The organism is Chryseobacterium sp. KMC2, from assembly GCF_016756935.1.
Taxonomy (GTDB): Bacteria; Bacteroidota; Bacteroidia; order Flavobacteriales; family Weeksellaceae; genus Chryseobacterium; species Chryseobacterium rhizosphaerae.
Map to the genome: position 1 here is coordinate 1 of NZ_JAESIT010000001.1, position 25939 is coordinate 25939.

Annotated in this window: 21 protein-coding genes, 1 tRNA gene and 1 pseudogene; 10 read left to right on the forward strand and 13 right to left on the reverse strand. The window is 35.1% G+C overall.

What is annotated here, in order from left to right:
• Window positions 1–1045: pseudogene (locus tag JML65_RS00005) on the reverse strand (T9SS C-terminal target domain-containing protein); the annotation flags it as partial.
• Between the two features lie 702 nt (window positions 1046–1747).
• Between JML65_RS00005 and JML65_RS00010 the strand changes: the two are divergent.
• A complete protein-coding gene (locus tag JML65_RS00010; protein ID WP_202269524.1) occupies window positions 1748–2599 on the forward strand; it encodes a hypothetical protein in 852 nt (283 codons plus the stop codon).
• A gap of 54 nt (window positions 2600–2653) precedes the next feature.
• Here the strand turns inward: JML65_RS00010 and JML65_RS23780 are convergent, their stop codons facing one another.
• The 5 genes from JML65_RS23780 to JML65_RS00040 form a co-directional block, all read right to left on the reverse strand.
• Window positions 2654–9382 (reverse strand): RHS repeat-associated core domain-containing protein, encoded by a 6729-nt coding sequence (locus tag JML65_RS23780; protein ID WP_237390749.1) that lies wholly within the window; start codon window positions 9380–9382, stop codon window positions 2654–2656.
• Window positions 9383–9480: 98 nt separating this feature from the next.
• Window positions 9481–9693 carry a hypothetical protein gene (locus JML65_RS00025; RefSeq protein WP_202269525.1) on the reverse strand — a complete coding sequence of 71 codons (213 nt, stop codon included), beginning with the start codon at window positions 9691–9693 and terminating at the stop codon, window positions 9481–9483.
• Between the two features lie 10 nt (window positions 9694–9703).
• Window positions 9704–10162 (reverse strand): PEGA domain-containing protein, encoded by a 459-nt coding sequence (locus JML65_RS00030; RefSeq protein WP_202269526.1) that lies wholly within the window; start codon window positions 10160–10162, stop codon window positions 9704–9706.
• 827 nt (window positions 10163–10989) lie between these two features.
• The gene (locus tag JML65_RS00035) at window positions 10990–11157 is read right to left on the reverse strand and encodes a hypothetical protein (protein ID WP_202269527.1); all 168 of its coding nucleotides are present in this window, start codon (window positions 11155–11157) and stop codon (window positions 10990–10992) included.
• A 316-nt stretch (window positions 11158–11473) separates the two neighbouring features.
• Window positions 11474–12505 (reverse strand): toprim domain-containing protein, encoded by a 1032-nt coding sequence (locus JML65_RS00040; RefSeq protein ID WP_202269528.1) that lies wholly within the window; start codon window positions 12503–12505, stop codon window positions 11474–11476.
• Between the two features lie 215 nt (window positions 12506–12720).
• Here JML65_RS00040 and JML65_RS00045 point away from each other — a divergent pair, with 215 nt between their 5' ends.
• The 4 genes from JML65_RS00045 (at window position 12721) to JML65_RS00060 (ending at window position 16838) form a co-directional block, all read left to right on the forward strand.
• Window positions 12721–13419, forward strand: coding sequence for a hypothetical protein (locus tag JML65_RS00045; RefSeq protein ID WP_202269529.1), 699 nt, complete (start codon window positions 12721–12723; stop codon window positions 13417–13419).
• A 1290-nt stretch (window positions 13420–14709) separates the two neighbouring features.
• Window positions 14710–15390 carry a nucleotidyl transferase AbiEii/AbiGii toxin family protein gene (locus JML65_RS00050; protein WP_202269530.1) on the forward strand — a complete coding sequence of 227 codons (681 nt, stop codon included), beginning with the start codon at window positions 14710–14712 and terminating at the stop codon, window positions 15388–15390.
• A gap of 40 nt (window positions 15391–15430) precedes the next feature.
• Window positions 15431–15745: a DUF6922 domain-containing protein gene (locus JML65_RS00055; protein WP_202269531.1), complete on the forward strand. Its 315-nt coding sequence runs from the start codon at window positions 15431–15433 to the stop codon at window positions 15743–15745.
• 184 nt (window positions 15746–15929) lie between these two features.
• Window positions 15930–16838, forward strand: a complete 909-nt coding sequence (locus JML65_RS00060) for a hypothetical protein (protein ID WP_237390750.1) — start codon at window positions 15930–15932, stop codon at window positions 16836–16838.
• Between the two features lie 79 nt (window positions 16839–16917).
• Here the strand turns inward: JML65_RS00060 and JML65_RS00065 are convergent, their stop codons facing one another.
• On the reverse strand, window positions 16918–17403 hold the full coding sequence (locus JML65_RS00065; protein WP_202269533.1) for a hypothetical protein: 486 nt from the start codon (window positions 17401–17403) through the stop codon (window positions 16918–16920).
• 5 nt (window positions 17404–17408) lie between these two features.
• Window positions 17409–19403, reverse strand: a complete 1995-nt coding sequence (locus JML65_RS00070; protein WP_202269534.1) for an AAA family ATPase — start codon at window positions 19401–19403, stop codon at window positions 17409–17411.
• A gap of 228 nt (window positions 19404–19631) precedes the next feature.
• Between JML65_RS00070 and JML65_RS00075 the strand changes: the two genes are divergently transcribed.
• Entirely contained in the window at window positions 19632–19904 is a 273-nt protein-coding gene (locus JML65_RS00075) for a helix-turn-helix domain-containing protein (RefSeq protein ID WP_202269535.1), read from the forward strand.
• The gene (locus tag JML65_RS00080) at window positions 19891–20193 is read left to right on the forward strand and encodes a hypothetical protein (protein WP_202269536.1); all 303 of its coding nucleotides are present in this window, start codon (window positions 19891–19893) and stop codon (window positions 20191–20193) included. The genes JML65_RS00075 and JML65_RS00080 overlap by 14 nt, the downstream gene beginning before the upstream one ends.
• Before the next feature lie 53 nt (window positions 20194–20246).
• On the opposite strand, the gene JML65_RS00085 is transcribed toward JML65_RS00080, so the two are convergent.
• The 4 genes from JML65_RS00085 to JML65_RS00100 form a co-directional block, all read right to left on the reverse strand.
• Window positions 20247–21614, reverse strand: coding sequence for a site-specific integrase (locus JML65_RS00085; RefSeq protein ID WP_202269537.1), 1368 nt, complete (start codon window positions 21612–21614; stop codon window positions 20247–20249).
• A 294-nt stretch (window positions 21615–21908) separates the two neighbouring features.
• Window positions 21909–21993: transfer RNA gene (locus tag JML65_RS00090), tRNA-Ser, on the reverse strand.
• 428 nt (window positions 21994–22421) lie between these two features.
• On the reverse strand, window positions 22422–22787 hold the full coding sequence (locus tag JML65_RS00095; protein WP_202269538.1) for an antibiotic biosynthesis monooxygenase family protein: 366 nt from the start codon (window positions 22785–22787) through the stop codon (window positions 22422–22424).
• Window positions 22771–23817, reverse strand: a complete 1047-nt coding sequence (locus JML65_RS00100) for an alpha/beta hydrolase (protein ID WP_202269539.1) — start codon at window positions 23815–23817, stop codon at window positions 22771–22773. The genes JML65_RS00095 and JML65_RS00100 overlap by 17 nt, the downstream gene beginning before the upstream one ends.
• 83 nt (window positions 23818–23900) lie before the next feature.
• On the opposite strand from JML65_RS00100, the gene JML65_RS00105 reads away from it, so the two are divergent.
• The gene (locus JML65_RS00105; protein WP_202269540.1) at window positions 23901–24581 is read left to right on the forward strand and encodes an ArsR/SmtB family transcription factor; all 681 of its coding nucleotides are present in this window, start codon (window positions 23901–23903) and stop codon (window positions 24579–24581) included.
• A 73-nt stretch (window positions 24582–24654) separates the two neighbouring features.
• On the opposite strand, the gene JML65_RS00110 is transcribed toward JML65_RS00105, so the two are convergent.
• Window positions 24655–25116 carry a GNAT family N-acetyltransferase gene (locus JML65_RS00110; RefSeq protein ID WP_202269541.1) on the reverse strand — a complete coding sequence of 154 codons (462 nt, stop codon included), beginning with the start codon at window positions 25114–25116 and terminating at the stop codon, window positions 24655–24657.
• 195 nt (window positions 25117–25311) lie between these two features.
• Between JML65_RS00110 and JML65_RS00115 the strand changes: the two genes are divergently transcribed.
• Together JML65_RS00115 and JML65_RS00120 are read left to right on the forward strand one after the other, a co-directional pair.
• Window positions 25312–25482: a hypothetical protein gene (locus JML65_RS00115; RefSeq protein WP_167449383.1), complete on the forward strand. Its 171-nt coding sequence runs from the start codon at window positions 25312–25314 to the stop codon at window positions 25480–25482.
• Between the two features lie 91 nt (window positions 25483–25573).
• Window positions 25574–25915 carry a nuclear transport factor 2 family protein gene (locus tag JML65_RS00120; RefSeq protein WP_202269542.1) on the forward strand — a complete coding sequence of 114 codons (342 nt, stop codon included), beginning with the start codon at window positions 25574–25576 and terminating at the stop codon, window positions 25913–25915.
• Window positions 25916–25939: the final 24 nt, after the last annotated feature.

Below are 25939 nucleotides of genomic sequence, written 5' to 3' on the forward strand. Positions count from 1 at the left end.
TGTTCTTGAAATTGTAGGATTTCTGCCATTGTTCATCTCCTCTTTCATTCAGTGAGATCAGCCAAAGGTCTGTTCCTTCTTCAATACCTACTGATTTATTTCCGGATCTCTCGGATCTGGATTCTCCACCGATGATAAAACCGTTTGAAGTTAAAGCCAGGGTTCTGATATGATCATCACCTTTCCCACCAAAGTTCTTTTCCCATTCTACTTTTCCAGTTTTATCCAGCTTTACGATCCAGTAGTCGCCTTCACCAAAATTGCTGATGGCTTTTGGCATTTGGCTAATGGCTATTGAGGAAGCAGGTCTTTCAGTCGAAGGTTTAGTCTCAGGATTCCCAACTTCGGAACCCAGAACCTCGGAGCTCCTTGAATAGATTCCTAACAATGCTCCGCCGTCTTTCGTGGGTATCATTTTTTCCACTTCGTCCAAGCCTCTTCCTCCCAGAATAAGCTGAGACAATTCTTTTCCGTCTTTATCGAGTCTGGTGATCCAGACATCTTTTGAACCATAACCTTTGGATGAATTCTGTATATTTCCGGCCACAAAAAATCCTAAGTCTGTGGTTTGAATCACTGCTTTAGCTTCTTCATCTGAGGAAGTTCCCAAAGTTTTTTGCCACAGTTCATCACCAAATTCATTCAGCCTGATCAACCAGATATCTGATCCCCCTTTGGAATCGTCTTTTTTATCCAATCCTTTTCCGGAATAGGAAGTACCGGAAACCAGAAATCCGCCATCCTGAGTGGTCACAGTTCCTGATAAATAGTCGTGGTTTTGTCCGGCAAAATATTTCTCCCAAACCTGTTCTCCCTGCTGGTTGAGTTTTACCAGATGAAAATCGTAACCGTTATTTGGCGCTGGTAACTGGCTTTTAACCTGAATGCTGCTTCCTGCAATAAGATACTGCTGGTCTATAGTTGTGATTACTTGATTGAGGAAATCTTGAGTAGAGGATTTGATGTCTTTCTGCCAGACAACTTCCTGAGCATACAGCCCCAGGGACGCACCGAGAAACTGCGCAATTATAAATTTTCTTTTCATAGGTTGATGTGTATTAATATTAAGTAGTTCTTAAATACTCAAGGGAATCATATTCAAGTCCTACAGCAAAAATATATGGTCATAACGACAAAGCATGTCGTATTAAATTTCCATTTTAAAGAGCAATAATATTAAAAATAGGGGGCTTAGTTATTAGGGAAATTCACAGGCATTTTTCCGTGATTATACGGATTCCCATATCAGATATGCTAATCTTCGCCTTTGATAAAACGCTTTACATTAAATACCATTGAAGATAATTCACTTTCTACAGAATGTCACTTGTTATAAAATTAACAAACGATGAAATAAAAAGATTAAGAAAATAGGAGCAAAGGCTCAAAAGAAAATACAGAGTATCTAGCGCTCTATTAGCAACACATTAGATTTTCTGAATCAAATAAGAAATTTATTAAGTAAACAGACAGATTATGGAAAATAATATAGTAAGAAGATATTATAATCCACAATTATATTAATGTGAAAACATGGAGTATATTCAATAATTCTGTAGTAAGATAATATTCGTTAATCAATATATAATTACACTTAACAAAAACAATACTACACAAAAATTAGTGTTATAAGACAAAGGAATTTTATTTATATAGGTTGAAACTGTAGATTTGCGTAAATGAGCAAATATCTCTTTAAAACATTGAGTAATCCATAGTTTTGGAGTTTATTATTAAATTAATATTTATGTACAAATTCATCATAATTGTGCTTTTATTTCTTTCCCAAATTGTAAAGGGACAGGATTCTCTATTATTAAAGTTTATTCCGCTTCCAAACAAAACATATGAATCAATTGTCAGTCAAAATATTCATACTACTATGGATTATAAAGGCTCGTCTTTTATTATAACTTTGTTAAAATCGCAAGGAATTACATTTCCCTATACAACAGAAAGTGTTAATAAATTACATTCCATGATAAAGACAAGTACTAAAAAAAATGGAAGAATGCCAATTGACCAAAAGTACCTAAGTTTTGAATCTGTCCAAAAACCTTTGAGATCGAATACTGAAATAAAAGTTCCTGTAGATGCAGCAGAAGTTTTCGGTTACTATGATAATCAGAATATTTATCACTTTGATTCAATTAGTGGACCAAAGTTCAATACTGTAGAATTAGAAAAAATAAGAACAAAATTGGAAGAGCCAGGAAAAGCCCAGAACGATATCTTAATCTCTACCGGTAAATCTTTTGAAAAAGAATCGGCTGTAAGCTTCTTTTTTATTGGAGCAGGAATGGTTGCGTTTGATGTCAAGACTGAATATAAACTTCAGAAAATTACAAATGGGATCGGTTATTTAGACACAACAATGCAATTTAAATTAAAGTCCAAAAATAATAAAGTAAAAGTATTACCATCTTCTACCGGATCTGGAAAGATTGAGTATGATATCGAAAATCAATGTATCAAGAATGAAAATTCCATTTATAAAATCTTTTCCGATGTGATTGTAGATAAATCTGTAATCTCCATTACTTTAATTGTGAATAATTCGGAAAACAAAACTTTAGTCGATAGTATTCAATCACCTTAAATTAGAAGAAAAAATTAAAAAGAGTGGCCAAAAAAGTTTTGGACACTCTCTAAATTATTTTCTACTATTCAAGATATTTCCAATCGTTTGATTAACAATATAGGTATCTATGTCTCTCATTTTTTGATCAAAGTATTTGATCCCTTTTACATACGTCTGGTCTATATAAAAACCAATGCCTACTCCAATCCACCCTGCTGCTGATGAGGCTGCTAATCCTCCTAATTCTGCACCAATGTAAGTAGCTAATAGATCACCGATATAAATTTCCGAAGCAGAGCTAAAGAAACCACTAATAAGTGTTTTTGAAGTTACCATGGTAAACCTAAAATGCATTTCATTTTTATTTATACCTTCATAGGAATACAATTTATGATCATAATAAATTTGGCCTCCCATTTCAATATAGTCAGTTATACTTACCTTAAAAACCTTTCCCAAAATAGTTTTTGCAATCCATTTATCCAATACTTTATCTAAACCTGTATCCTTCAACTGTTCGACAGTTAAAGCAGATCCTGATTTAATTTGGTCCAGTTCTTTTCTTTGCTCGGGTGTGAGTTTTTTTAATTCATCATCTACCGGCATTAATTGGTGTAAAACATGATTTAGACCAGCTACAATACCACCAATAATTGTTCCTTGCCAAAAATTACCGCCACTAAATTCCGACCCAATTCCACCTGAAATTGCACCGAAAGCAATAGTTCCATAAACATTTTGAGCTAATTGGTCGAGATGGATTTCTTTCATGAATTTTCCCCAAACAGTTGCCCCCAAACTACCCATAATAGCCGCAACAGCAGAACTTAAGAATTTCTGACCTTGGACGAGCCCCAGTACACCTTGTGAGACACCATGAGCAACTGCATGCAATAATGTTGTACCTAAAGTATTGGTCCCTGCTTGAAATAATGTTCCTATTTGAAAAGTTGCCGCACCCGATATCGCTCCAAACAATACTGCTTTAAAAGCTCCTCCGAAATTCCACAATCCGATATTACCTGTAACGGCAAGGCCGACAGTGTATGCAGCCAGACCAACGGCTGCTCCAATTAATATGGCTTTAAGGAATGCTGTCAAAGCTATTAACCCAAAGAAAAACTCTCCGCTTGGATCATTGAACATCAATGGATTGTTCAGTGCATATGCATACCTGTTATAGTTTTGTGAATTGAAGCTATCCTGTAGATTATCATCAGCATTTAGAAATCTCCGTAAAATAGAGTCATATAATCTTCCATTCATGTGAATTAATCCGACTGTTTCAAGATGTTCATGTGATGTATAGCCTCTTCCTAGAATAGTAAAGCTACCATGGGTCAAGTTACCCCATGCGTCAAAATGACACTCTTCGATCACTGCCCCACTTTCATCACTAATTGCTAGAATACTACCAATATAATCTTTATGTAAAAACAAATAAGAACCATTATTTTCCTCAAATTCTTTTAAGTATACGACTTGACTTTGATAGGGTGAGTCACCAATAAATAAAACATGCTTTTCTAAACCTGTAATATTATTGCGAATAATCTCACAACTTCCATCTTCACTATAATATTTGGTATACTCACCTTCCCAATCTACATCTTCGTTGGATTTTCCCCCATAGGTTGCCATTTGTCGCATCGATAAAAGACCATACTCAAATCGAATGTCTCCATTTTTTCCTTTGATAAGAAGAGGGGAATTGTTCTCATTATAATTAATCTCCTGTTGTGGATCATTAACATAATTCAGTTTACCTTTGTCCGTCAAACTAATTCCACTGGGCTGATAAATCTTAGTGCCATTGTCAAATTTTACAGTACCCACATTATCAATTCCAATAATTCTTCCTTGGATATCGTAGATATTAGAAGATCGACCATTAGCCTTCGGGTTACTCCATTCAATCAGTCTATTATTATCATCGTACAGAAAAGTCTCTTCTATATTTAAGTTTCCATACCTAGATCTTTGCTGCAACTCGTTTTTAATGGAATCAAAGGTATAACTCGATTCAAAAATAGTTTGGCCGAATGCACTTTGTTGCGTATTTCGTAATTTACCCAGATCATCAAATTCATTATTAATTTTACTCGAACCTAATGTAGCTCTTAATATATTGCCTTTTGCATCATTTTCCTGTAGTTTCCATAATATACGTCCTGTCTTTTGATCTTTGATCTGGTACAACATACCGCTCCATGGGTCATAAAAATTAACAATTTCTACTTTTGTTTCTGTACCATTTGAAATTAGCCCCTTTTCGTAACTGATAATGCGTGAATGATCATCATATTTAATGTTTTTTTTGAAATAATTTTTACCATAACTCTCTTCAACATTTTCCAGAAGTCTTCCATTTGCATCAAAAACACGAGTTATGGAAAAGGATTGCGTACCCGAATTACCGAAACGTTTAATTACAAGCCCCTGCTCATTATAAACAAAATTGATTTCTTTTTCTGTCAATCCAGTTTCATTAGATTTTTCAAATTGTTTAATTAACTGTCCTTTGTCATTAAACTGGGATTTCTTATACCCCTTTGGACTCGTTAACTTGAGAGGCTGACCAAAACCATTATATTCATACCTGTATTCTCCAATCGACGGATCTTTTAATAAAGACTTGCGCCCCCATTGGTCATATTCTATTGAAACTACAGTATTTCCATAAATGTTTTCGATTTCTTCACCCGCAGCATTGAATTTAAAATTGATAATTCCCCCCTTATCCTCGGACATAATTACATTACCCAAAGGGTCGTTAACCTTCTTAAATATCCTTTTATAACCGCTTAGCTCTTCAACAATAGTAGTATTGCCAAACACTTGGGTTTTAATCTGTATACCATTAAAGGAAGTAGCAGTGACGATTGGAGGAATCATACTATCATCATAAGTAATAAGATTCCATTGCTTTTCATTATTATCATAATAAGGTTCCGATTCTGCTATTTTTCTTCCTAATCCATCATATATAGTTTCAACTGAGACGTACGTATCAACAGCATCCGGTACCCAGTAATCAAAATCACCGGCAGATGTAATATATCCTTCATAATTGAAGGCTCTCGACCGAACCTTATATTTTTGTCCCCATTTGTCTGTAAAAATCTCCTTCGGTATTCCATCAGATGAATATTCTGTTACCTTCGAGTCTCCATTATTGAACTTTTCATATTTAAAAATGGTACTGCCTTGAAGGTTACTTAGAGAGGTTAAAAGTTTTCCCCATCCATCATAACTATTTTCAATACTATTTCCCAATGGATCAATCTGAATGAGAATTTGGCCTATATCATTATATTGGATATAGGTTTCTAAGCCAGAATTATCCACTTTTTTGATCGTGAAACGTCCTAAAGTATCGTACTGACTAAATTCCTTTCGAAGCTCTACATCATTACTATTGGATGTTTCTTTCTCAATAATATTCGCAAATAAATCATATTGATACTTCACTTGTATCCAACTTGTACTATCGCGAGCATAGGTCTTTTGCGCTACAAGAAGATTATCCGAATAGAAATACTCTTCTTTATTTTGAATTATATCATTATAAACCTCTTTAGTCTCTATTTTGCTGATTAAGCGTCCGACATGATAATTTCTCCCTATAGCTTCTATATTATTATCATATTGAAAACTACTGGTTGTCGTAGAAAAGCCATCATTTATAACAGTTGTTGTACGTGCTGGGAGATAATAGTCACCATAGATGATTGTATTCTCTTCAACGATATTTTTCAGGAAATCCTTAGAGATTATCTTAATTGGAACAATGGCTATTACACCTGATGATGCATTCGAACGATCATAGAAAATACTTTTTAATGATAGCATATTTGCATTGTTCCAGGAAAAATCTTCTGGAAAAATAAGGTCATCTTGATCTTGCGTACGTATGCTCCATTCTTTCACAGGCAATCCTTCATTTAAAGGATCAATTTCGTTTCCACTCCAAATCTTTGTATCTTGGAGCTGATCCGTATACCACGAAGAGCGGGCAGACTTTCTAAATCCTATCATTCCTTTTCCATGCACATTAGCAACAAAACCTCTATACCTAAAATCTTGCTTACGATTTTCCTGTATTAATTGCGAAACGACAAATGTTCCGGACAAACGTTCTAGTTCAATATATGGATACTGTTCTTTATTTACAGAAGCATAAAATCCAGGATTTTTGTCAGGATCAAGTTCTTCATACTTCACTTCCGTGATAATACCACCCTGATTTATTGAATTGATAAGTCCTTCCTCAGCCACACTGTAATGTGAGTATCTCAAAAGTGCTCCTTCTCGAAATACCAGAAAATTCTCATTGAAATTATTAATTCTAAAATCACCGATGAGCGGAGAGAAATGAGCTAAGACTGGAGTTTCATTTTTACCATATTTAACGTAATTTGTAGCCAGTGGCTGGGTTTTGATCCATTTTTCATTATATTCGATAGGATACCAGTCATTTTTATAACTACTCCTGGCCTCTAGTGTGCTTCCATCTATATTTTTTAGTTCAAAGATCACATTCCCATGAACATCCAAACCTTTATTTTCATGATATAGAATAGCAAATTTAGTTTGCACATCTCTATCAGAATAATCATAAAGAATATGGGAATAGAATGCTATAAAATCAGCTTTTCCGTCTTTATTGAGGTCCTGGGCAAAATATTTTCTATCAATGGAACGCAAGTGGGTTTTTCCCTTGAATTCAGGTGTTTCTTTAAGCCACTCAAAGTTTTCCAATACCTGTACGCGGAAACCTGAACCTGTATTGATATAAAGTTTCCATTGCCAGCTGTCCACTGCCTGAGGGATCATAATATCAGTTTTTCCGTCCCCTGTAAAGTCTGCTATAATAGCTTTGTTTAGAAGCCCTTCAAGTGGGTTATCATAATATAATGACCTATCTGCGGAGTAGCTTCCGGAAGAATTTTTTATAAATTTGGTAAGATATACTCTTCCGCCACTGTCAAAATTGATAAAATCCACACAGCCATCACCATCAAAATCACCCTGGAATATGGTTCCGGCAAAAAAATGATCCGGAAAGGAATATAGACCTATGATAGACGACAATTTAGCGGGATCAGACTCACTGGGATGTACTAGTAGATAACGATAGGTCGTCTGTTCTTTAATTTCTGTTGAATCTCTTTCTTGCCATTGAAAGAGATCTTTAAGTATAAAGATCAATTCTGATACACCATCACCATCAATGTCCAGCTCTTTAACTTCTATTATCGTTGTATCCATACTGTACCCATCAATGCCCGGCTGGTCATTATTCCATAATACCGTGCTGTCATAGTCATCTGCCGGAACGGTTCTTATAAACTCCTCTTTTAACCTCTTGGTATTTGCAGTATCTGATTCAAGCGAATATCCCTTGATAACAAGATCTCTCCGCCCTTCTCGCGGACTGCTGGTGGAAGGAACCGTATCATAGATGAAAAAACCTTGTCTGGTCAGAATTTCGCCCTGTTCATTTTTTAGGTTTAGCACCTTGGCACTTTCCAATTGGGTCTTCGTAATAAGCGAACCGACATAGACCTGTTTGGGCTTATTATCATCGAATACGCTACCAAAATGATAGATCCCGGCAGGATAATCTACCGGCTCTGTACAGTAGGATTCCCAGTAACCTGTTTGAGAATCATCCTCACTAGTGTGATTACCTTCGTGGTAGATTGATTCATAATGATTGCAATCCTGAAAAGCATCGGCATATTTGATGATATCTATCTTTCCATCGCCATCAAAATCTCCATAAAGAAGTTTGGCATTTTTATCATTGGTAATGGACGCTTTTTTCCACTCTCCCTGTTCAGACTTTCTGTAATCAAATGTAACAGGATTAGCAGCCTCACCCTCGGAATTAAACTCGGTGATGGATTTAAGGAACTGATAGTAGTTACCATGATCATCCATCTCATATTTCATTCCATAGGTTTTGAAAATATTTCCATTTGCACGAACCTCAATGCTTGAAAGAAGATTATTTTGCACAAAATGTACTCCTTTTAAATAACTTGTCTCTCTTAACTGACGCTGCTCATAATTAAATGTTATACTGTTAAAATGATTGGTCCCTGCATTCTGGTTACCTCCCCATTCAATCCTTTCTATAGTAGCCACATTATCCCCCTGAATATAGTTGTAATCAATATAATTTCCATGTGAATCGATCCATCTCATTATACTGTACTCTATGGCTGTTCGTGCATCGGCACTACTACCATATAATGCCTGTGAGCCATCTTCAAATGTCACTTCGAAGTATGCAGGTCCATTTTGCTGGGGATTCTCCCCAAGGGAACGAATCCTCAGATTAGAATATTTTTCGGTTTCATATTCGGCTCCATCTTTGCCATACTCACCGGACTTTAGAATTAGCCGTTGTCCCGTAAACATATAATAGTCAGAATAGTCTAACTGAATTGCTCTGTTTTCCCCATCTTTGTCGATGTTTCTTCCCATTCGGGAAATACTGGTTATACCATTTATACTCCATCCATTTCCTGCAATACCATTTCCTGAACCACCAACGTAGATCAAATTAATCTGTGGAGCAACGCTTTTAACACCCGGAGGCAATGCAATTGGTAATGTAAATTGGAGCTGTCCGTTTCCAGTGACTTCAATAGTTCCTTGTGTGTCATGGAACGAAAGGTTTTCCTGTGTTACAATTTCTTGTTCAAATTCTGAAAATTGCGCTATATTGTGTTGCTGCATGTACATACCACTAACTGGTACACCTGATGCAGACGTATTTAAATCTTTCATTTGAAATTTTTTTGTTTTTGTTAAAGAATGTTTATAGTCAGTATTATGACCGACAGTGATTTTTCAAAACCCTGCCGGCATAATACTATATGATTGGATCAATTGCTGTTAACCACTTTTCTATTCACCTGGTTACCAGCCATGTCATAACTGAATACCAGATCGTTATCCGAAGGATTTGGCCCCTCTCTCTCAAAGATGTATGCGTAATTGATCCGCGTCGCATTGATCCGCATTGCACCATCCTCAGCAGGTAGATCTGCGTTAATTACCGGTTGGATGTCATCCAGTCCTTTTTTCTTTGTATTCATACAGATTATTTTAAGGATTAGATGGTTCAGGATCAAGGGTAACATGAATTGTCATATTGTCAGTAACTTTTACACTGCCTTTTTTTTCAATATAACCCGGAGCATTCACACGATAATATAGCACTTCACCATCATAGGCGGTCATGGAAGGATTACCTAGACCACCATCAGAGCCATTGTCAATACTTACAGCGGCCCCTTCCGGGGATGTGGTTATTGTTAATTCATACCATTTTTTACCGTTAAGGATAAAATCCAATACCTCGGTTACGGGCATCTCTTTTAATCGGATTCCTACCGGAATACCTCCAACCTGATAAACTGTAGGATTTTCACTTGTATATAACATTGCACCGGGATCAAGCACTTCTTCTTTATGCCAATAACTATCCATCCATGCCCAAAATTGTTCCTGATTTGGAACTTTGCCATTCTCAAAAAAAGCTTTGAGTTCATTCTTTGTATTCATAATAATATAATATTTTTTGTTTGTTACTTCCTTAGGTACAGGAAGCTTTGTTTAACTTTTTGACCATCATTTTTATGATTTATCAGATGGTACTATTTCTTATTTACATAGTAGAGATACCTAGAGTGACGTTATATTTTCTTAAACGGCTCAGTTTCCCCATTATCTGGACAATTGATTGAAAACTGCCCAGCGTTCTTACTAACGTCATAATCAATTAGTGAGATGCTCTTTTTCCTGATCAGGTATAAGAGGATTGAATCCATTGGACAACCGGCCGGTTTGTCTTTTGAAATTTCTTAACTGACCCTAGCTATGATCAACTATCCTCTCTTTAAGCTGCTACGAAAGTACAGGGGTAATACGTCAAAACTCGTCGCATAAAATACACTATTTCAGTTAGTTATAATTTAAGCAACTTGTTGAATAATTTGATCAAGTGTAAAAAAGAATTCAGTATTAAATTTGATAGGTATAAAACTCAGAAGCTTCCACCATAATTTATTGTTAGTGTGTTTAAAGATTTGCTGGTAGCTCTCGAGTTTTATTATGGTAATTTGCTTGGTAAGGACAATATGTACAGTCGAATATAAGTATTCATTAGGTATGATTATGTCCAATCATTGAATAAGAATACCATGTAGACACGTTTAAATCAAGCTAAATTTTCATATTTTAATTCTCGTTAGTCTAACGGCTGCCATTATCTAATTTTTTTTCATAGCCATATATTTGGTAGCTGTTACGACTTTTTATTCTTATTCAGCTGATAACAATATGGATGGGTACTTACAAAAGCTCGATTTAATAAAATAATAGTAAGCCTTTTATATTTTAGTTTTTTTTAATCCCAAAAAGTCACTCTTTTTAACAATAAGGTCTTTAAATGAATTACCCTCTAGCTCAGTTTTTATATTGTTAATTTTCATTTCTAATGCCTTAAGTTCTTCCTCCTTTTTCTGGATTTTGAATTCAATGGCTTCCAGTCTTCCCAAAGAACCCGTAAAAGTCTTTTTTCCTGAAATTGTAGGACTCAGAATCAGATTTTACAGCTTTAAAATTGGTAGGGGGTTTCATGATATTACTTTTTTGATTAATGTGAATAAAATTTTATATTTAGCTCCGATAGAGCTCTGCTTTGAATCATCAGTGCATGAACTATAATGATTAAGAACCGCTAGGCAGCCCGTTTTAATGGGCTGCTTTTTTTAGCCCCTGCTGGCGAACTAGAAACTTTGTTGGGAGTAAAGCGGCCTTCAAAGTTGCCAATGAGCTCCTAACTCTTGCAGACAGTTTGTAAAAAGCACAGCCCTACATTCTCCTGCGCACCCCTTTTTTCATGCTGTTTGTTTCTTCCCTCCACGATTCCTGTTTTTCTGCTTTATCCTTTTCATTTCCTGTGGAGGGCTCTGTTTTTAGTGCAGAGAGAGATTGCCTTTGTCTCTTTTCCATGAGATACCCATTCAGATCTTTGTGAGCGTGATAGAGATGGGAAAAATCTTTAGCGTAGGGAAAAGCTTTTAGGATCTGCTGGGTACATTTTCTTCCTGCTGCATCATTGTCCAGCAACAGACTGATCTGGGTATATCTTTTCAGGTAATCGATGGCTTTTTTGAGTAGACTTACCGAGTTGAGCACAAGAAGGTCTCCCTGATAGCTGCCTTTCATCTCAATGAGAGAGAGGGCATCCACGAAGCCTTCAACAACAGCTATCCTACACGCTGGAATTCCATCATGGGATACTGGTAGATCATTGTCATGATGTACTTCTAGATGTTCAGCATTCTGGACTGCTGGATTAATATGAAGGATTGAGATGTCCTTATTCAATAATGCCCCTTTGTAGTAAGCATTACGCAGTTCCCAGCCCCCGGATCGGTTCTTAAACCCAAGAGCATAATAGGGTTTCTCTTTTATACTGAACCAGATTTCCTTTACATAAGGGTGTATTTTGGACGATAATCCTCTTGTCTGAAGATAGTCTATAAGATTGGGATGATGTAAGTCCATAGCCTTTTCTATCCTATATTCGGGTGATACTTTCCTAATTGAGCTGTTTATTTGCTGGTGAAAAGAAGAAAAAACCTGTTCCGAAGCCCAGTCAAGGACACCCTTCACTGTTGTATTTAGGTATTTCTGCATAAAATCGGTATTGGTTCCGCCTACACCTTCTGAGAAAAGGTACCATAGGTTAAGCCGCCTGTCAACCTTGAAAGAGGCATGGGATTCAGCGCCAAAAGGGCTGAGATACCATGCTTCTTTTTCATTTTGTCGGGTTGGAAGGTGTCCGAGAAAAGCGAGGACTTCTTCCATCCCTATGGAATTTAATTGCTTACAGTTCATTGTCGCAGTATTTAAATTTCCAAAATAACTTTAATAGGACAGCACTACTGAAATATGGCATTTCACTTCCTATTTTGGCCTTGAAATTCCTAATAAAATAATACAAATAAGTCATTAATTGTTGATTTACAATAAATTCATTAATTTTATGTTATGAATTTATCAATGTGGAAAGATATATGTGATTAAAGTTGTTTAATAAAAAACTCCATGATATGTTTCGTGTATTTACATTTCAGGATTGGCAAGGTCAATGGTTTTACGTATATGATGAAAATCTTGATCATTTGGCATTATTTGGGTTAAATCCCGAAGTTTTGCAAGGCCATAACTGTATCCATCTTCGCTCAAAGTCTGAACTTCCCATTCCTGGCGATTTGCCATTCGAAGTTTATCTCAGTAATCTGGAAGAGACAAGAAGACGCCAAGATAATGGATTTCTAGCCCAGCAGTATTTCAAACGCGACGCTACGGCACAAAAGTTTATTGTTGAGGAAATTCCGCAGGACATAGATAGTTTTAATAACTACAAAGTAATTGATTCACGGCCTATCAAAAGAGCAGATTTTAATATCAAGAACTGTAAAAATATTGAAGTCGAGGTTAAGTGTCTCACCTTCTATCTAATTCATGACTTCTTGTATTTCTATATTAATTCCTATGAAATAGAGAAGCTCGAAAACCTGAATGTATTAACAGGAAAAAAAACAATTCTAGCTATATATAATCAAGCATACATTGATCAAGAAAATTGTTCAGTAATAATGATTAAGCTTTCTACAATAAAAAAAAATAAAACATCTGTTATCTATGATAAAGATAAAGATTGCTATAAGGTGCCATTAAGCTTAGCTAAAGAAGGATTTGAACTACTGGAAAAATATAGAATAAAGCAGGATTTATATAGGAAATAATATATAGAATCTAATGTAAATAATCCTTGGGAAGTCATTTACAAGTTTATTTCACAATAGAATCGGTCGTAATATACCGACCCATTCTGAGAAGGAATACCACAGGTTAATTCTCAGATCAACTTTGAAAGAGGCTTCGACTCAACCCCAAAAGGGCTGGGATACAATCCCTTGGGTATTCTTACGCGTGGGAGGATGTCCGAGAGCACGCAGGACTTCTTCCAATTTTACTGAATTTAATTGCTTACAGTTCATTTTCTGACAATAAGGCTCAGAAAATACAGGATTCAATGTATGAATTAGCGTTACATTTCCTAATATGTAGTTTAATTTTGAATAAGGCAATAAGACAATAAGATCTGTGATCTGCCCCAGAAAAGAAAAAATCATAATCCAAAATAACGATACAGTAAACAATATGTTAATCTAGTAAAGCACTTTAACAAAAGTTAAACTGTAAAAGTATACAAGGTATTTTACCTTAAAAGTATTTTACAATTTTAGCGGCAGAAACTAGGGGTAACCTACACACTTTATCTAAAATATTACACCCTGAAAGTAAAGAAGAAGGTTATATACAGAATAAAAAGACTGAAAAGAAGGCAAATAATATTTACAACAAGTAGGAGCATTCCTAGTCCAGACGCTCTTGTCCTAGCAGCAAATATAATTGCAGCTACAATGGAGAGAAAAGCTAAGAAGACTATGAATTTCTCAAGATCAAGTGTATACAATGTTTCACTTGCTGTAAACAAAATTATAGTTAGGAAGACTTGGATAAGGGTAAAAACCAGACTTAATTTTAATGCTGACAACTCTTTATTTTTTTTATTAAATCTTTTGATTGATAGTATCTTGTATAAATACTCTTTCTACAATTCACAAATATAATCAATTCGCAATACAATATTTTGCAATTTCACTTTTGAAAGAGATATTTTAGATTGTTCACAACAGGAAAAAATATTTTAGACAATACATAGATAATTTTCATTATATGTGCAAAATATCCTTTCGTGGGAAAGGAGCAAGTTATCTTTTGAGCAGCTCGAAATAAATTCCGCAGCTCAAAACCACTTGCCCGGTGAGACTTTAAACCCGCTCCGAAGTCGCTATGTTTATCAAGAATGAAAGAAATAAAGGATAATCCATTATTTATATGGCTGCAGGCTACTGTCAAACTCATCTATAAGATACAATTAGGACAATAAAAGCCAAAAGAAGCCACTAAATACTACTTTAACATAACGGATCATTTTCAGGAATAATTTACTGAAAAAGTGATTCGTTATGTTATACAAAGAAACTGTCAGCAATGAAATGTGGGAGCTACTCCAAAAGCTGATGAAAGATGAAAAGCTTCGGGATTTTAACCTTGTAGGAGGAACAGCCTTAAGCCTCCAAATCGGCCATCGGTTAAGTATTGATATAGATCTTTTTACAATAAAAGATTTTGATGTCGATGCAATGTTAAACTATCTGAAAAATTTATATCCAGTGGGGGTTCGGGATATCAGCAAAAATACATTAATGATAAATATCGATAAAATAAAGGTAGATATTCTGTCCCATAAATATGATTGGCAAAGACCTATACAGACAATTGAAAATGTTCGTTTGTCTTCATTACAGGATATTGGAGCAATGAAACTTCATGCAATATTTCAGAGTGGCACAAGGCTTAAAGATTTTGTGGATATGTACTTTCTCTTAGAGTATCACCCATTAAAAGACTTCCTAGAAGTTTATGAGAAGAAATATAAAGGAAATGCGGCGCTAGCTACTTATTCACTAACTTTTTTTGATCATATCATTAAAGAATTTGGTGTTAAAATGCTTGAAGGAAAAGAATACAGATGGTCAAAAATATCAGACAGATTAAAAGAAGCATCACTAAACCCGGCAAAGGAATTTAGTCGCTCTAAAATCCAACCACCAAAAAGAGGGAAAGGAAGAGGATTTGGTCGTTAAAAAATTGGTTAATGAAAAATAAATCATTAAATTTATTATTATGAAACCCAAAGGCAATATAGAAAAACCAAAATTTGAGTCTCATTTTTTCTGGGATACAGATATTGAAGAGCTTGATTGGCAAAAAGCCTATCTAGCGGTTATTGCCCGTATCGTTGAAAGGGGTGGAGAAGAAGAAATTGATGAGATTATCCGTTTCTATGGGTATGAAAAAGTAATTAGGGCAATTCGGGACGAAATACATTTTCTCCCAAACTATGCAATTGATCGAGCCATAAAATTCTTTCCTGTGCTTAAAAAAGAAGAAATGAACTGCTACTTGAATCGTAAGGATAAACCTTATCACTGGATATAAACTATCTTTATTATAGTATATATAAAAACAGTAAATTATTAGGTCTATTCTTATGAAGCATACAAATCAAATGTACAATTGCTTTAACGAAAAAGGAGAAGTCAACTTACCCGATAAGCTATTTATTAACGACTGTTTCAAAAATGAAATTGAACCTGTTGTCTTTCTCGACAGTTGTGTCTGTTTGCATATTATTAAAGTCGTGGAGCATAAAAGAGATGCTAAGGGAGTGGATATTCAAAGAATACTAGCTTTAAAGGAATATATAGCAAAACATCCGGAGATAAAAATAGATCCTTTTTTTGCTTTTTTGGAATTATGTTCACAAAAGGAAATTTTTGATTCGGAAAAATTTTACGATTTTAAGCTTCGGATAGATTTTTTTACACAAATCCCCTTAAGGGTTTTTAGGAACTTTAAATATGATTTTTATCGCGATAATTTTATATTCCGAAGGCTCCCGGAATTGAAAGGTAATCCTATGAAACCGGTAAACCAAATTCTGAAAAACTCTTATTGTACCTTGCTTAAAATAAGGAGTCTCGCAACAAAAGGATTATCAAAAAACATGGCTGAACATAATTTAAATATTCTTGTAGATTGGATGACCACTGAACTGGATATTTTCAGAGGTGCTGAATATAAATTGGGAATGAATATTTTTGGAGGCAATACTGAATACAGAAAAATGATTGGTTTAGATAGCAAGCCTACTGATATCAAAAAAAAGCTTAAAGGAACTGCTTGGGACATGTTTCATTCTAAATTTACAGCAAATAGTTTTCGCTTATCCGAAATTTTACAGCGACCTCTCTATCCATTTTTCCTGACAAGTGATGCAAACCTGTTTAAAATATTCCAAAATTTTAGTTTAGAGATTGTTAAAGATGGCGGAGAAGATTTTGTAACGTCCTTTGTAATGACGTCGGATTTTTCGTTTCCCCATTTTGATAAATCTTTTATTGAAAAAAACAACAAAAAACTTTTTGATCTTTTTGTGGAACGACGGAGCCTACAACATGTATTTAATGAAGAAAAAGTAGATAGAATGATTTTGGAACTTGAAATCGAAAATAGTATCCCTGATTCATAAAAATTTAAGTAAAATACCTTTGAGAAATCAAAAAAGCAGACAACTATAGAAGTGTCTGCCTTTTTAAGTATATTAAATTCTATACATTATTGCCTCTTCTTTCTTTTTCTTCTCTGAACATAAATCCAACATCACGTCGTAACTGGCGTTTAAAGTCTTTTAGTGAAATTGTTATTTTATCTATTTGTTCAGGTGAATGTCCATCCCGAAACGCTGGATTTTTCATGAGAGAATCTCTAAGGATATAAAAACTTTTCCGTGCTTCATTTGATATAATTAAATTGATAATTCCTGTTTTCCATTTGATTAGATCTTCACAGATATTTCTTATTTTGCTCGGATCTATATTTCCTCCTTTCTCCTTATAAATCTGATCTAAAATTTCAAATGCCCTGGGATAGTGTTCAAGCCGCAAATCGTAGAGCTTTGATGTAAAAGCACGATTATTTGCTTTAATAAATTGATCTTCCTGAAACCTTTTATTTTTAAAAAATTGAAAAAGGGTCATTAAAGAAATCGACAAGGAGACAAGGGCTGCAATTAGCGCTGGTGTTAAAGCGTCCATGACTATTATTTCAATGCTTTATTAACACTCTGGAACAGTTTTTCCCACTGCTTTCTTTCTTCCTCAGTCAAAGAATCAACCTTGTTTGATCTAGTCCAATTGACAAATGCTTTCGCAAGTTTATATTTCGAAAATCCTTTGATTTCTTTACTGAATATATCAATGATTGGTCTTGAAGGATTTTTCTTTACAACAGCAGATACATCTACTCCAAATTCGGATTTTGCTATGTTCACAAGCGTATCTCTCAACAAGTCTTCTATTTCTGGTTTGACTACTCCACTACAGAAATCCTTTGTTCTTAGTATATTTTTATTTCCTAACGCATGAACAAGGTTATCTTGATTTGCAGCCTGATCCCCAGCATTATCAGAATCTAATAAAGCTGCAATTTTCAAGTTATGAGCATGCAAAATAGTCGCATAATAGACTACTTTTCCAGCAGAATTCGCAAAAACCAGAGCAATTTTATCATCTAACTTTTCCAATCCTCCTTCTCGAAATAAATTTGCAGTTGCATCAATATACCAATAATCGGTTAGTCCCTCTAAGACTAGATTTTTTTGTTGAGAAAATAAACTTTGCGCAAGATCATATCCTAAAGCTTCCTGTAAAGGTAATAATCCAGCCGGATCACTTGATGAAATTGTAGTATGAACTTTAGTTCCTTCTTCACGAGACTTGAGTTCAACAACTCTAACAAGATCCAGCTCATCCGGTCCGACTAAAAAAGGAGAATGCGTTGAATAAATCGTTTGATTTTTTTCTGCTAAGCGTGATAATGTTAATCTAAATTCACGTTGCTTTAAAGCATGTAAACTCATACCTGGTTCATCAAGTAATAGTATTGCATTTTTATGTTTGTCCATAGCTTCCGCAAAAAATACAACATAAAATGATACCAGCCACTGGAACCCTTCAGACCTCTGATCAAGTTCAATTTTAACACCCAATTCATCTTCAACCACTACTTTTAAGTATTGTCCGTCTGCTGTAATTTGTAATTTTTCTGCCTCAGGTCTTTTAGGGTTAGGATTCCAAATATTCCTAATTTCTGTTGTTAGGCGGATACTTGCTGCATCAAGCTGATATGATCTCTTATCAAGGGTATCACGGTAAGCTTTTAATCCTTCCAAATCATTACTGCTTGGACTAGCTGTTTTACCAATTGTAGATAATTCTCTTGGCGAAAAGCCCAACAATTTTAATAAACAGAGATTCCCATAATCGTAGAATTTATCGTCGTCCATCAGGTTTCCTTCAACTCGGTTAGCCAAATGTTCCAAATGTATCACTGGTTTAACTTTAAAATAGTTGTTAAATAACACGAATACCGGGACCCTGCTTTCTAAAATTTTCAATACTGTATTTCGAGTCTCATTATTTTCTATTAACTCTTCGATCTTTTTGTAACGAGCGATTTCTTTTTCATTGTCTTCATCAATTTCTACAAAAATCGATTCAAACCACTGAATAAATTCAGGAGTATCTCCCTTCGAAACCACTCTCCAAAAGAACTTAACAAATTCATTAATCTTCTCACTATTTACAGTAGTTCCGCTTTGGATATCAAGATGTTTACCCAAACGTAATAAATCATCTTTTAAATCTTTTAAATTCGTGGCCGCAGGAGCATTTTCTAAATAATGGTATGGTTTATTATTTAAATTCTTATGACGGACATACAGGCATTGATGAAAAGAGGCTGGAACTAATTTTTTATCCTCATCATCTAAGGAAAACCATCCCCTTACGACCTCAATTTCAGAAGCTTTTACTTTGCCAGTGGTAATATCATTATATAGTGATCTGGGATAATCCCTAATTTCATCAAAGCCATCAACACCCTTAGGCAGGTTTAGCTGTTGTAAAGCTTTTAATACAACTGTTTTTCCAGCTTCATTTGGGCCAACTAAAATAGTTTTAAGTTCTTCTAATGTAAATTCACCAGTATCTTTTATAGACCGATAATTTTGTATTCTCGCCTTTGTTAATCTCATTGGTTAATAGTTATTTAATTAATATTATGACTTTTTCTATGTCTAAAGACATGCCAATACCACGTCTTCGGTAATATTGACAGAAATTTATAAAAAAAAATTATATCATATTAGTTTTATGATGATTTATCACATTAGGCAACTAAAGGAAAAACAATACCTCTGACTTCGAATTTAATGAACATGTCTCATAAAATAGAAATTTTGTAGAAATCAAAATTTATAGATATGGAAACAATAACAAGAAATGATCTGGAAATATTGAGAAGCCAGATTATCACTGACATTGGAAGTCTCATTGAATCCAAATTAACAGATAGCAGAGATTCAGAACAGTTTGGCTGGATGCGCAGTAAGGAGATACGGAAGAAACTAAATATTTCGGCCTCTACTCTACAAAATCTAAGGATTACAGGCAAAATCCGCTTTAAGAAAGTATTGGGTTCTTATTATTACAATAAAGAAGACCTTCAACACTTATTTGACGATGCAGCTGAATAACGCACAACGATGGTTTGATTTTATGGACTATTTGGATAATGACCTTGAGCTGAATGTCTGGCATATTTCGCTACTTGTTGCCATAGCGAGACTGGGCTATAAACAAAATGAAAACGGGACAATAAGGGTAAGCAGAAGCAAGCTTATGGCACTTGCCCATATTAAGACAATCACCAGCTTTCATAAATATTTTAAGCAGCTACAGGAGCTCGGTTATATCAAATATGTGCCATCCTACCACCCGGATTATCGAAGTACAGTAGAAATCCTTAAAAGACAGAAAGAATGATCTGCAAAAATAAGCCTCAATATAATCTAATATAATGAGGCTTATTATTTCTATTAAACAATCGTCTTTGCCCTTCCAAGCATATTTTCAAAATCATTACAGCGCTTTGAAAAAGAGATTTCCGTAGAACTATTCTGAGCACTTTTTAAGGATAGAAACTCTTTTTCGAGCTGTTCAAGGAATTTTCCTAGATCCTTGTTGAAACTTGTACTATTCAGTTTAGATTCAAGTTCTTTCATTTCACGGGCAATGGATGCCTGCTCTGTGATCGCATAATCTTCTGTCTGTTTTACAGAATGATGTCCTAACATTTCTTTGACAACATTAATGGATACCCCATTGTTTAAGGTGATCGTACTGGCAAAGGTACGTCTCGCTTTATGAGTATTGAGGGTTGCATGAATTTCACATAATACGGCAATTTCTTTCAGATACTCATTCATTTTTTGATTTGAACGACCTGGAAGTACAGTTCCTCTTTTCAAACAAACAGGATCATACTTATATTTAGCCATAATCTCCAATGCTTTAGGAAGAAGAGGAATATCGGTATCTGATTTCGATTTTTGTCTGCTTGACATAATCCACATACTTCCATCGTCTGCCTCTTTGATATCTTCCCATTTCAGCTGGAAAGCGTCAATGTAAGACAGTCCTGTATAGCACTGAAAAACGAAAACATCCCGGACTATTGACAATCGATCCGAACTAAATACTTTTGCCTCGATTCGTGTGAGTTCTGCCTTTGTTAGAGGTTTCTTCTTAATTTTGATTTTCTTGCTGACAAAAAGTTTAAAGGGATCTTTTTGAATGATCTCTTTGGCAACCGCCCTCAGTACAATTTTCTTAAAATTACTGATATACTTTAACGAAGTGTTATTGGAACATTTTCTAACGGTTTTTAGATAGAGGTCATAATCCTTGACAAATTCATAATTCAGTTCACTGAATTCAAGGTCATTCTTTTTATATTTATAATTGATAAACTCCTCTACATGAGAGCGTGCAGTCACATAACGATCATGGGTACCTTTGGCATATTCTTTTGTAATGACCAGTTTAGCCATTTCGTCGTTATGTTCCTGAAACTCTTCAAGAACTTTATTGCGTGACCTATACTTTCCGTTTACATAATTAATAAGGTCAATGGAACTAATGGGAATATCATTATTCATTAATTCCGTTCTGTGACGATTGATCTTGGTCGTTAAAGATTCAAGGAAAGTATTGAGCGTTTTGGCATCTTCTTTCGTCCCAATAGCCTTGCCTTCCTTCTGATCCCATCGGTCGGGATACCATTTTCTCTTTGTGCTGGTTTCTTTTGGGATACCATCTACGGTTATCCGCAGATAAATGTGGCGAATCTTTTCGTTTTTTGAGCTCTTCAAAAAGAACGTGAGCCCGTAGCTTTGCTCTAACATAATTCAACATTTTAAGGTTATAAATGTCAAACTAAAACCTCTATAAATCAAGTCGTTTAGAATTGCAACACGCTCATTATTAATTAATTACATGCGTTTTTGTAACATTTTGCACTCTGTTTTTGTGGCAATTTTCATCAGAAATAAAAATTGCCACAATGTTGCCACAAACTTTTGGATTATTTTTGGAAATTACAGCAATTGCCATAAACAAAAAAAATCCTGCAAATCATTGATTTTGCAGGATTAATCTATTTTTTAATGCTTTTTGAAAACTTCCGTTTTCGCATCTTGCGGAGAGTGAGGGATTCGAACCCCCGGACCTGTTACAGTCAACAGTTTTCAAGACTGCCGCAATCGACCACTCTGCCAACTCTCCTTAAACTCCGGCTATGCCGTTGTTTTCAGTGGTGCAAATATAGAAAAATTTATATTAATTCACCAAATAAAAAATAGCCCATTGCCTATATAAAGGGCTATCAGTAGTTTTTTCCATCTTTAATGAATTGAATTTCAGTTTTCAGAGAATCTAACAAAATCTGCTTCCACAAACAATTTTAGCTTTATTAAAGTCATAGCAGGAAAAATTACCGGAATTCTCATTTAGTTTCTTAGTATGGGAATTTTCACAAAGCTGTCATTATACCATTTCACTTTTAAGGGTTCCTTTGCATCTTGTATAGTTTCTTCAGATACTGTTTTTCCTGTTCCATAATTTAATTCGGAAAATGGATTTTTATTAAATAGTGGATTGAAGTATGACCGGCTTAGGGGTTTCATCAAATGTCATTGGCTTCAGTTATTCCTTTACTTATGATGTAACTTGCTATCTATAGGTGCTTCCTCTCTATCAATCATTCCATAATCTCTGACAACTTGCGCTATTCGTAAATGATAATCTTTAAAAATATATGCTCTTCCCTTTGATTGGGCGACCCGATGAATTTCTAAAGCCCGCCACTCCAGTATCGCTTCTTCATTTTCCCAAAAAGATAATGATAATATTTTCTCCGGATCATAAATACTCTGAAACCGCTCTATCGAGATAAACCCCTTAATTTTATCCAGTTCTGATCTCAAACTTGAAGCAATGCTCAAATATTCATCTTTAAATCCTTTAGTGGGAATTACCTCAAATAGTACCGCAATAGCATGTTTATTTATTTCTTTCATATTTTATCTCAGATTTTAAAAAATGTAGTGTTTCTTCATATAATTGGTAGCGACTTTTTTCAAGGTGCATGACATGTGTAGCCTTTTCAATAACAACATATTTTTTGTATGGTGTGTTTTCCAATGATCTAAAGAGTTTTTCACTGTCAGTGTTATTTGGATAACCATCCCACTCACCTCTTATTACTAAAACAGGTACTTTTATAGCAGCAGGATTATAATATGACTTATTATGCAGCAGGTCTTCCATGTCTGCGGCATAACCTTTGGGAAAGCGCACACTTGCTACTTTAAATTTTTCAGCCAGGGGATCCGATTGCAACCAAACACGCCCCCACGTTTTAAAGATCTCAGGGGCTAACTGGCAATCTTTACCTTCTGGAGTTAAATTTTTCATTGAGATGATTCTCTGCTCTGGTGTCATCTCTTCATATGAGCCTTCAATTTTTTCAATATCCGATGGATCTTGCCTCTGGGTAATTGTAGAAAATAAAATTAGTTTTTCAACCCTATCGGAAAACTCAGATGCATACAGAGCTGCAACTGTACCACCCCAGGAGTGCCCAACTAAATAAACCTTTGCTTTTCCCGTGGTTCGCATAATGAACTCAACAGCTTTATCCACATCTTTATAAACATCCAAAGCCCTCCCAATAGGCAGCCCTCCTTTTATACCTGTTTCCATCTCAGGATAGCGGTCTGCATTTCCATAACCTAAAAAATCAAGTGCATATACATCATATCCGTTTTCGGCAAGGTTATCCATCCACGAATAATTATTCATCTTGAAACCAAAAGCTAATACAGACGGAAATGAAGAACCATGCAGAAATAATATAGCATAATCTTCTGTGGTAATGATCGGCTTTTTATGTGTCAGTGCGATGCGTAGGCCAGAAATATGGCTCTCGGTTTTTATTATTTCGTAGTTATCCATCATAGTAAATTTTAAAGTATTATTAGCTGTTTGGCCATAGGCTGCTGTCACAAACAACAGGAAGAAAAAGAAATTTGGTACATGGTATTTCATTTGTAATGATTTTTTAGAAATACAAAGTTGGGGAATGATTATCTTTAACACTTCATTTTATACTTAACTATAAATGTTATCAAATGGAAAAAGAAATTGGATATATAACCTCACTCATTGGCGATCCTATCCGGACAACTATTTTGTGGTCGCTTCTTGACAACAAAGCCTATACCGCTACCGAATTGGCAATACACGCAGATACATCGCCTCAGAACATAAGTATGCATCTTAATAAATTGGTACAAGCAGATTTGTTGACCGTTGAACGGCAGGGAAGGCATAAATATTATAGATTTTCAAAGCCCGAAGTTGCTTACGCTATAGAAGCCATAGGTAATCTTATTCCTAACGACAGACATAAAAAAATTGTCAGCAATACTGGCAATTCTTCAATTAAATATTGCAGAACTTGCTACGACCATCTAGCCGGCAAGGTGGGTGTACTACTTACAGAGGCATTATTAACACACAAGATCATTGACTTCGATGTAAATACTTATATCGTGACCAAATCAGGAACAAGATTTTTTGCAGAACTTGAAGTCAATATTGAGGATCTTAAAAAGCAGCGCAGAGCCTTTGCCAGACCTTGCCTGGACTGGAGCGAAAGAAAGCATCACCTTGCAGGTTCCCTTGGCGCCGCCTTGCTTGACAAAATGTTATCCCTTGACTATGTCAGGAGGACAAAAAATTCAAGAGCAATACTCCTTACATCAAAAGGAAAACAGTATCTGTATGAAAGGTTTAAAATTTCTGTTTGAGTGTCGTATACTTTAAAATGAAGTACCCTATTTTATCTTTTATCATGCATGAAAATGAAAAACACCTTCTCTATCAATTGCTGAGTTCGCTTTTGAACTCTATTTTCATAGTATATTTATCGATTCCTTCAGCAAAGCCATCCGGTACAATATCCACTATGGTAAAACCATTCTTTTTATAAAATTCTGCCGTATGCTGTGAGGTTTCAATTTTTAAATTTTTATCAGGATATTTTTTTTTCAATAGATCTAACCTAAACTGAGTTAATAACTTACCCATCCCCTGCCCATGGTATCCGGCATGTATCATACCCCAGGATAGCCCTGCCTCATTCTTTTTTTCATCTAAAAAAATCCCTCCACAGCCTACTACCAGACCCTTAGTCTTAATTATATAGTAATTTTCTTCAGTTTCATGATCCAAAAAATGTTCAAAGAGCTGCAGTTCCTCAGCAGCAAAAAACTTAGGGAGATTACTTTTAAAGATTTCGATACAATTCTCTCTGAAAGAGGCTGTGTATTTGGTGATTTGCATAGCTGTTTCGTAATTGTCCCTAAGTTACAACAAAAATAACCTCCATAAAAAAATACAAACCAGTTAAATATCGAATCTATTCCGATGGTTATTCAATAAGGGTTATCAGCCATACACCAGCATTCATAATCCTAGAAGAATATCTATTATTTACAACTTGGCACAATATTCTAATCAATTAAGAAAAAAAACATTATGAAAGCAATTAAAAAAATAGGACTTGCAATTCTTCTCGGATCGTTTGTTTTTTCATGTGCACCCAGACTGAAGCCCAATGGAAATCATGGACTTCCTCCTGGACAGGTAAAAAAGGTGACTGGTGCTAAATCAGCAAAACAATACGCTCCCGGACAATATAAAAAGTAATTTGATACATTTCAGCTTGCCCTAAAGTTTAATATATGGACAGCTAAAAATTCAATCGGAGTTGATACGGAAAGTAAACAACATGATTACCATGACCAACAAAGAAATTTTAGAAAAAGCAAATTCTGCTATTGCTAAAGGAGATTATGAAGGTTTTTTGACTTTTTGTGCTGATGACGTGATATGGATTTTTGTCGGAGATCAGACTTTACATGGAAAAGAAGAAGTCCGGCAGTATATGGTAAAAACCTATCTTGAACCCCCTAATTTCAGAGTGGAAACGATAGTGGCTGAAGGAGAATTTGTAACAGCAATTGGGAAAATACAGATAAAAGATGAAGACGGTCAATCTTCAGATAGCTCTTATTGTGATGTCTGGAGATTTCAAAATCAAAAAATGGTGGAGCTCAAGGCCTTTGTCATCCCTGACTAATTGAATAGTTTAGCTTTCTTGAAC

Excerpts from the sequence above, each read along its gene's own strand:
- JML65_RS00010 (WP_202269524.1), top strand. The coding sequence starts at position 1,748 with ATGTACAAATTCATCATAATTGTGCTTTTATTTCTTTCCCAAATTGTA.
- JML65_RS00055 (WP_202269531.1), top strand. The coding sequence starts at position 15,431 with ATGAAACCCAAAGGCAATATAGAAAAACCAAAATTTGAGTCTCATTTT.
- JML65_RS00110 (WP_202269541.1), bottom strand. The coding sequence starts at position 25,116 with ATGCAAATCACCAAATACACAGCCTCTTTCAGAGAGAATTGTATCGAA.
- JML65_RS00075 (WP_202269535.1), top strand. The coding sequence starts at position 19,632 with ATGGAAACAATAACAAGAAATGATCTGGAAATATTGAGAAGCCAGATT.
- JML65_RS00030 (WP_202269526.1), bottom strand. The coding sequence starts at position 10,162 with ATGAATACAAAGAATGAACTCAAAGCTTTTTTTGAGAATGGCAAAGTT.
- JML65_RS00050 (WP_202269530.1), top strand. The coding sequence starts at position 14,710 with ATGTTATACAAAGAAACTGTCAGCAATGAAATGTGGGAGCTACTCCAA.
- JML65_RS00070 (WP_202269534.1), bottom strand. The coding sequence starts at position 19,403 with ATGAGATTAACAAAGGCGAGAATACAAAATTATCGGTCTATAAAAGAT.
- JML65_RS00100 (WP_202269539.1), bottom strand. The coding sequence starts at position 23,817 with ATGAAATACCATGTACCAAATTTCTTTTTCTTCCTGTTGTTTGTGACA.
- JML65_RS00025 (WP_202269525.1), bottom strand. The coding sequence starts at position 9,693 with ATGAATACAAAGAAAAAAGGACTGGATGACATCCAACCGGTAATTAAC.
- JML65_RS00085 (WP_202269537.1), bottom strand. The coding sequence starts at position 21,614 with ATGTTAGAGCAAAGCTACGGGCTCACGTTCTTTTTGAAGAGCTCAAAA.
- JML65_RS00080 (WP_202269536.1), top strand. The coding sequence starts at position 19,891 with ATGCAGCTGAATAACGCACAACGATGGTTTGATTTTATGGACTATTTG.
- JML65_RS00045 (WP_202269529.1), top strand. The coding sequence starts at position 12,721 with ATGTTTCGTGTATTTACATTTCAGGATTGGCAAGGTCAATGGTTTTAC.
- JML65_RS00105 (WP_202269540.1), top strand. The coding sequence starts at position 23,901 with ATGGAAAAAGAAATTGGATATATAACCTCACTCATTGGCGATCCTATC.
- JML65_RS00040 (WP_202269528.1), bottom strand. The coding sequence starts at position 12,505 with ATGAACTGTAAGCAATTAAATTCCATAGGGATGGAAGAAGTCCTCGCT.
- JML65_RS23780 (WP_237390749.1), bottom strand. The coding sequence starts at position 9,382 with ATGAAAGATTTAAATACGTCTGCATCAGGTGTACCAGTTAGTGGTATG.
- JML65_RS00120 (WP_202269542.1), top strand. The coding sequence starts at position 25,574 with ATGACCAACAAAGAAATTTTAGAAAAAGCAAATTCTGCTATTGCTAAA.
- JML65_RS00065 (WP_202269533.1), bottom strand. The coding sequence starts at position 17,403 with ATGGACGCTTTAACACCAGCGCTAATTGCAGCCCTTGTCTCCTTGTCG.
- JML65_RS00115 (WP_167449383.1), top strand. The coding sequence starts at position 25,312 with ATGAAAGCAATTAAAAAAATAGGACTTGCAATTCTTCTCGGATCGTTT.
- JML65_RS00095 (WP_202269538.1), bottom strand. The coding sequence starts at position 22,787 with ATGAAAGAAATAAATAAACATGCTATTGCGGTACTATTTGAGGTAATT.